The organism is Paucibacter sp. XJ19-41, from assembly GCF_028462495.1.
GTDB lineage: Bacteria > Pseudomonadota > Gammaproteobacteria > Burkholderiales > Burkholderiaceae_C > Roseateles_E.
Genome location: NZ_JAQOWX010000002.1, coordinates 1 through 6,911, shown reverse-complemented (window position 1 = coordinate 6,911; position 6,911 = coordinate 1). Strand labels below are relative to the sequence as shown.

8 protein-coding genes are annotated in these 6,911 nt (G+C 69.1%); 5 read left to right on the top strand and 3 right to left on the bottom strand.

All coding sequences use genetic code 11. From position 1 onward, the window contains the following. Nucleotides 1-592, bottom strand: a 592-nt coding sequence (locus PO768_RS00860) for a YbfB/YjiJ family MFS transporter (RefSeq protein ID WP_272644490.1), incomplete at its 3' end; no start/stop codon positions are given. 113 nt (nt 593-705) lie between these two features. Here PO768_RS00860 and PO768_RS00855 point away from each other — a divergent pair. Then, on the top strand, nt 706-1,557 hold the full coding sequence (locus tag PO768_RS00855) for a zinc-dependent peptidase (protein ID WP_272644489.1): 852 nt from the start codon (nt 706-708) through the stop codon (nt 1,555-1,557). A 100-nt stretch (nt 1,558-1,657) separates the two neighbouring features. After that, nucleotides 1,658-2,215, top strand: a complete 558-nt coding sequence (locus PO768_RS00850) for a protein phosphatase CheZ (RefSeq protein WP_262971360.1) — start codon at nt 1,658-1,660, stop codon at nt 2,213-2,215. Nucleotides 2,216-2,248: 33 nt separating this feature from the next. Here the strand turns inward: PO768_RS00850 and infA are convergent, their stop codons facing one another. Both infA and PO768_RS00840 read right to left on the bottom strand, forming a co-directional pair. Then, nucleotides 2,249-2,509 carry a translation initiation factor IF-1 gene (gene infA / locus PO768_RS00845; protein WP_137941425.1) on the bottom strand — a complete coding sequence of 87 codons (261 nt, stop codon included), beginning with the start codon at nt 2,507-2,509 and terminating at the stop codon, nt 2,249-2,251. A 174-nt stretch (nt 2,510-2,683) separates the two neighbouring features. Continuing rightward, nucleotides 2,684-3,367 carry a CBS domain-containing protein gene (locus PO768_RS00840; protein WP_272644488.1) on the bottom strand — a complete coding sequence of 228 codons (684 nt, stop codon included), beginning with the start codon at nt 3,365-3,367 and terminating at the stop codon, nt 2,684-2,686. A 59-nt stretch (nt 3,368-3,426) separates the two neighbouring features. Between PO768_RS00840 and PO768_RS00835 the strand changes: the two genes are divergently transcribed. The 3 genes from PO768_RS00835 (at nt 3,427) to PO768_RS00825 (ending at nt 6,739) form a co-directional block, all read left to right on the top strand. Continuing rightward, complete coding sequence (locus PO768_RS00835; RefSeq protein WP_272644487.1) at nt 3,427-3,663, top strand: hypothetical protein; 237 nt, start codon at nt 3,427-3,429, stop codon at nt 3,661-3,663. Nucleotides 3,664-3,680: 17 nt separating this feature from the next. Beyond that, nucleotides 3,681-4,715 carry a patatin-like phospholipase family protein gene (locus PO768_RS00830; protein WP_272644486.1) on the top strand — a complete coding sequence of 345 codons (1,035 nt, stop codon included), beginning with the start codon at nt 3,681-3,683 and terminating at the stop codon, nt 4,713-4,715. A gap of 65 nt (nt 4,716-4,780) precedes the next feature. Next, nucleotides 4,781-6,739: a C1 family peptidase gene (locus tag PO768_RS00825; protein ID WP_272644485.1), complete on the top strand. Its 1,959-nt coding sequence runs from the start codon at nt 4,781-4,783 to the stop codon at nt 6,737-6,739. The last annotated feature ends 172 nt before the right edge of the window (nt 6,740-6,911 follow it).

Below are 6,911 nucleotides of genomic sequence, written 5' to 3'. Positions count from 1 at the left end.
CGGCGGTGGCGGCCGGCGGCACCGGCGGCCGCCAGACCCAGGCCGGCAGCAAGAAGACCAGGCCGATCAGCGCGAAACCCTGCCACTGCGCGGCCCAGTCCAGCGCCAGCGCCGACATCGCCATCGCGCCCAGCGCCGACACGACGATGCCCAGGCCCAGGCCGGTGAAATGCAGACCCAGCTCGGGGCGCCGGCCGGCCCGCATCAGCCAGTTCAGCACCAGGCCCGAACCCAAAAGCATGCCGGCCGCGCCACACAGCCCGCCCAGATAGCGCGACAGCGCCCACAGCCAGACATTGCCGGCCAGGCCCATCAGCACGGCGCTGAGCAGGGACAGCGGCAGGCCCCAGCTGTAGAGCCGCTGGCGCCAGCGCGCGTCCTCCAGGGTCGCGGCCAGCAGCGCCCCACTCATATAGCCCAGGTAGTTGATCGCGGCCAGCCAGCCGGCGGCCGCGTCGCTGAGCCCGGCCTGGGCCTGCATCAAGGGCAGCAGCGGCGTATAGGCGAAGCGGGCAATGCCTATGGTCAGCACCAGGCCGGCAATACCGCCGCCGATCACTTGCCAAGCCGGCAGGCCGCGCTGATTGTTCATGGCCGGCAAGCCTAGCCGCAGCGCCGCCGCTCGGCTGTCGCTTTGGCGCGCCAGACTTGAAATCGCGCCCGCGTGGCCCATCTTCGAGTCAAGCAAACTCCGAGACGCGCGCCATGGCCCTGCTCATCGTCTGTGGTCTGGCCCTGGCGCTGATCGCCTGGCTGGCCGCCCATCCCCTGCTGCAGGCCTGGCGGCGTGATCGCCTGCAGCGCCAGCCCTTCCCGCAGGCCTGGCGCCGCATCCTGCGTCGGCGCGTGCCGCAGATCGCACAGCTGCCCGCCGACCAGCAGCTGCGGCTGAAGAAACTGATCCAGATCTTCGTCGCCGAGAAGAGCTTCATCGGCTGTGCCGGCCTGCGCATCAGCGACGAGATCCGCATCACCATCGCCGCCCAGGCCTGCCTGCCCTTGCTGGGCGCGGCGCGTGGCTTCTACCCGCAGCTGCGCCAGATCCTGGTCTACCCGGGCGCCTTCGTCGTCGACCGCGTCGCCGGCGGGCCGGCCGGCGTGCAGATGGAGCAGCGGCGCGCGCTGGCCGGGGAGTCATGGAGCCAGGGCCAGGTGATCCTGTCCTGGCAGGATGTGGTCGAGGGCGCGGCCAACCCGGCGGATGGCCGCAATGTCGTGATCCATGAGTTCGCCCACCAGCTGGACCAGGCCAAAGGCCATGCCAATGGCGCGCCACCGCTGCGCGACCGGGCCGCCTATGCACGCTGGTCGGCCGTGATGCAGGCCGAGTACGACGCGCTGTGCGCGCGCGCCGCACGCGGCGAGCCCAGCCTGATGAGCGACTACGGCGCCACCGATCCGGCCGAGTTCTTTGCGGTCGCCAGCGAGGTGTTCTTCGAGCAGCCGCTGCTGCTGGCCCAGGCCCATCCGGCGCTGTACCGCGAGCTGGCCGGCTACTACCGCTTCCATCCCGCCGGCGCACCGAACGAGAACTATTCCTCGCCACGCGCCGCTTAGCGCACACGGCCCGGCCCTGGATCTGCGGGGGCCGCCGCTAAGATTCCCCGACGTGTCCGCGCCTGCGCGCACCGAGACACCAGACAGGGGAACCCACGCCATGCAAGCCACCACCGACGATCAAGCCCTTGACCCTCAGGCGGCCCAGGCCCTGACGCAATTCGCCCATGAGCTGCCCGATGCCTGCGAGCGCCTGGCCTATGTGCGGCAGATGACCGAGCAGGCCGCCAACAAGGTGCTGAATCTGGTGGATGCGGCGCAGGACGATGCCGAGCAGGTACGCCGCCAGGGCAGCGATCTGTCAGAGACCCTGGTGCGCATGGCCACCGCGCCCGAGCTGACGGTGGAGCGCGCCCGCGCAATGATGAAGCTGTGCGCCGCCTATGCGGCCACGGCCGCCAGCTTTGCCGGGCGCGAGAAGGCGCTGCACACCGAAATCATGATGGCGCAGGACTTCCAGGATCTGTCGGGCCAGGTCATCAACAAGGTGATGCGCATGCTGGAGCGCGCCGAGCGGCCGCTGGAGCAGATGCTGTCCGGTAATGCGGTGGTGGCGACAGCGGCGCCCGAGCAGGCGGCGCTGGAGGGTGTTCAGACACCCGACAAGGCGCTCAAGCAGGACGATGTGGACGACCTGCTGGCCTCGCTGGGGTTTTGAGGAGCCGTCCCGGCTCCCCGATCACACAAGCGGTCAGTAACGACGCTGCGGCGTCGTCGGCATCGGGCCGCGGCGCTCGATGTGACGGAAGGTGATGCGGCCCTTGGACAAATCGTAGGGCGACAGTTCCAACGAAACCTTGTCGCCGGCCAGGATGCGGATATGGTTCTTGCGCATCTTGCCCGAGGTGTAGGCGACCAGCTGGTGGCCATTCTCAAGCGTCACGCGAAAACGGGTATCCGGCAAGACTTCGTCCACCTGGCCTTGCATTTCGATCAGTTCTTCCTTGGCCATGTGGGCGTTTCTCCAATTCAGTGAGGGCCAGCATACGCCGACCCGAGGCGATGTGCAGAAGATCTGCATTGTCGCGGGGCAAAACAAAACCGCCACAGCGCAAGCACTGCAGCGGCGAAGCCGTAGCATAAACGAGACAGATGACTTTGGCAAGCCGTGGTTTAGAGGCCCCAGCTAACTCCACAGGTCCAAGGGCGGCTCGCGGGTCAGCGCACGCAGGAGATCGCTGCGCGACAGAAAACCCTGCAGCGCGCCCTGCTCGTCCAGCACCGGCAGGCCCGGCAGGTGCAGGTCCAGCAGCAGCTGGGCCACCTCGCGCACCGGGCTGTCGGGCTGGGCGGTCGGCACCGGGGTCCACATCGCGCTGGACACCGGCTGGGCCAGGCGCTCGGTCCAGGCCTGGGCATCGGCCGGATCCAGCGGCAGGGTGTCGGGCCGCAGCAGGTCGGCACGCATGATCAGACCCACCAGTTGCCCCTTGGCATTGAGCACCGGCGCCTGACCGACGCCGGCCCGCGCCAGCAACCCCCAGGCCTCGCGCACGGTGGCCGCCAGCGGTACGGTGATCATCCGGCGGCTCATCAGCTGCTGCACCAGGCTCAGCGGCTGGCGCGGCGGCGTGGCGGTCTGCGCATAGGCATTGAGTGCCTGGCGCGGCAGGGTTTCGGCAGCCAGCCCACCGAAACCACCCTCCTCGGCCAGGCGGCCGGCGATCACCGCAGCGGGCGGCGCCTGTTCCTCGCGCTGCACCCCGGCGAGCGCCCGCAGCCGGGCCACCGCCTGCACCGGGCCGAGCTCGCGCACCCGGTCCAGCGGCCCGCTGAACATACGCCCCTGCAATCCATAGACGGCAAACATGCACGCAAGCATGGCACAGTCGGCGCTTTGGGCACAATGCGGCCCAGTCCCTAGCGCCCATGCCCATGAAGCCTCTCAAGCCCTCCTTCCGATTGCGCCTGCTGCTCGCCGCCATGCCGCTGCTGATGCTGAGCGGCTGTGCTGTCGTCAGCGTGGCCGGGGCCGTGGCCGGCGCGACCATCTCGGTGGCCGGTGCGGTGGTCAGCACCGGGGTCAAGGTCGGCGGCAAGGTGATCGAGAAGACCATCGACGCCGTGGGTCCCGACGACAAGACCGACGCGGTCACCACCGAGTAGCCGCCCCGGGAGCCGCGATGCGATTTCTCGGCAAACCCCAGAACCCGACCCTCAATCTCGCCCTGCAGGGTGGCGGCGCCCATGGCGCATTCACCTGGGGCGTGCTGGACGCCTTGCTGGAGGACGGCCGGCTGCGCTTCGAGGGCGTCAGCGGCACCAGCGCCGGCGCGATGAACGCGGTCGTGATGGCCCAGGGCCTGATGAGCGGCGGCGCCGACGGCGCGCGCACCGCGCTGCAGGCCTTCTGGACCGCGGTGGCGGCCACCGTGCCCGAGCATTTCACGCAGAGCTCGGCCGATGGCCAGAACATCAGCCTGGCGCCCATGTTCAAGCTGATGCTGCGGTGGACCTATTACATGGCGCCCGAGCAGCTCAACCCCTTCGACCTGAATCCGCTTCGCGACATCATCAGCGGGCAGGTCGACTTCGAGCGTCTGCGTCGGCACAGCCCGGTCAAGCTCTTCATCGCCACCACCCAGGCCAATAGCGGCAAGCTGCGCCTGTTCCGCAACGCCGAGCTGAGCGCCGAGGTGCTGCTGGCCTCGGCCTGCCTGCCCACCGTGCATCGCGCCATCGAGATCGACGGCGAGCCCTACTGGGACGGCGGCTATGCGGCCAATCCGGCGGTGTTCCCGCTGTTCTTCGAATGCCGATCCAGCGATGTGCTGCTGGTGCTGCTGACCCCGCTGAAACACAAGTCAACCCCGGTCAGCGCCGCCGACATCCACAGCCGCGCGCTGGAGATCGCCTTCAACGCCACTTTTTTGCGCGAGATGCGCATGTTCGCCCATCTGCGCGAGCATCTGCCCAGGCGCTGGCTGAACCTGCAGGTCGGCAGCCTGGAGCGGCGCGCCCAGCAGCTGCGCTTTCATCTGATCGAGGCCGCCGATGTGCTGGGCGAGCTGCATGCCGACAGCAAGCTGGCGGCCAATCTGAAGTTCTTCGACATGCTCAAGAAGCTGGGCCGCGAACGCGCCCGGCAATGGCTGGACCAGCATCGCGAGCAGCTCGGCCGGCGCTCCACGCTGGACCTCGGCACCCTGTTCTATTAGCTGGGGATGGGCAGGCGCCGCGCCGCGTGGCAGCCTGCGGCCCTCGACATCCTGAGGAGACCTTGATGGCCACCAAGAAGAAGGCCCCCGCTACCACGCGCACGCTGGACGCGCGCCGCGACACGCTGGATTTCCGCGACCGCATGTATGTCTCGACCCTGGTCGAAGTGCCGTCGCGCATCGCGCTGGAGGACTACCAGGCCCTGGAGGTGCCCATCCTCGACCAGGGCCAGGAAGGTGCCTGCACCGGCTTCGGCCTGGCCACCGTCGCGAACTTCCTGCTGCGCCGTCGCAAGGTGGTGCCCGACCCGACGCCGGTCAGCCCACGCATGCTCTACGACATGGCGCGGCGCTACGACGAATGGCCCGGCGAAAGCTACTCGGGCTCGAGCGCGCGCGGCGCGATGAAGGGCTGGCACAAGCACGGCGTCTGCGCCGAGAGCGTCTGGCCCTACCGCCCAAAGCGCGGAGGCGAGAAAGGCCTGTCGCAGAGCCGGGTCGAGAACGCGCAGGGCCGGCCACTGGGCGCTTACTTCCGCGTCAACCACAAGGACCTGGTCGCGATGCATGCGGCGCTCGCCGAGGTCGGCATCCTCTTTGCCACCGCCTCGGTGCACGCGGGCTGGGACGCGGTCGGTGCCGACGGCATCATCACGCCGTCAGATCAGGAGCTCGGTGGCCATGCCTTCGCCATCGTCGCCTATGACGAGCAGGGTTTCTGGCTGCAGAACTCCTGGGGCCCTGACTGGGGCCGCCAGGGCTTTGCGCGCATCTTCTATGACGACTGGCTGCGCAATGCGACCGATGTCTGGGTCGCCCGCCTGGGCGCGCCGATCCGGCTGGCGACGCCGGCCGGCGAGCCGGCCGCCCAGCTCAGCGGCCCCTCGGGCGCGACCAAGGTCAGCCATATGGCCTTGCGTCCCCATGTGGTCAGCGTCGGCAACGAGGGCCGGCTGCGGCCCGGCGGCGAGTACGGCATGAACGAGGACGAGCTGGCTCAGCTCTTCGCCACCGATGTGCGCCAGACCTTGGCGCCCTGGCCCAAGAAGCGCCTGCTGCTGTACGCCCACGGCGGCCTGGTAAGCGAGCAGGCCGCGCTGCAGCGGCTGGCCGAGTACCGACCGGCGCTGCTGGAGGCCGGCGTCTACCCGCTGGCCTTCATCTGGCGCAGCGACTACTGGAGCACCGTCAGCAACATCCTGCAGGACGCGGTGCGCCGGCGTCGTCCCGAGGGCGCCTTCGATGCCGCCAAGGACTTTCTGCTCGACCGCCTGGACGATTTGCTGGAGCCGGTGGCGCGCAATCTGACCGGCAAGGCGGCCTGGGACGAGATGAAGGAGAACGCGCTGGCCGCCAGCCACAAGGGCGGCGCGGCCCACAGGGTGGCCGAGCATCTGCTGGCCCTGCTGAAGGACGAGCCGGGGCTGGAGATCCATCTGGTCGCCCACAGTGCCGGGGCCATCCTGCTGGCGCCACTGGTCGGCCTGCTGACAGCCAAGGCCAAGATCGTCAGCTGCACCTTGTGGGCGCCGGCCTGCACGACCGCGCTGTTCAAGAGCGACTATCTGCCGGCCATCAAGAGCGGCCGCATCCAGGACTTCGCGCTCTATGCCTTGGACGACAAGACCGAGAAGGACGACAACTGCGCCAAGCTCTACAACAAGTCCCTGCTCTATCTGGTCTCCAATGCCTTCGAGACGCGCCAGCGCGTGCCCATGGTGCAGGACGGCACACCCATACTGGGCCTGCAGCGCTGCATCGAAGCCGACCCCGAGCTCGGCAAGCTGTTCGCCTCGGCCAAGGCCGAGCTGGTGCTCTCACCCGACAAGGCCGGTGCCAACCCGCGCAGCCGCGCCCAGCACCATGGCGATTTCGATGACGATCCGGCCACCGTGCAATCGACCTTCGGCCGCATCCTGCGCTCCGGCGGCAGGAGCACCGACAAGCTGGCGCCCATCGAATTCGGCCGCTCGGCCTCGACCTTGCGCGATCTGCGACTGCGGCTGGAGGACAAGGCGCGCTGAGCGCGTCCAGCGTCAGGGCGGCGGCGCCGCTATCAGTTGGGCGAGACGCTGCAGCTGCTGCTCGTCGAGTCGCCCGGCCGCGCGTGCCAGCGCCAGCTGCCGGCGCGACAACTGGCGGTAGAACTCGCCGTGCTCGCCGCCCAGCGCGTCGAAGGCACGCAGGTGGGCGGCG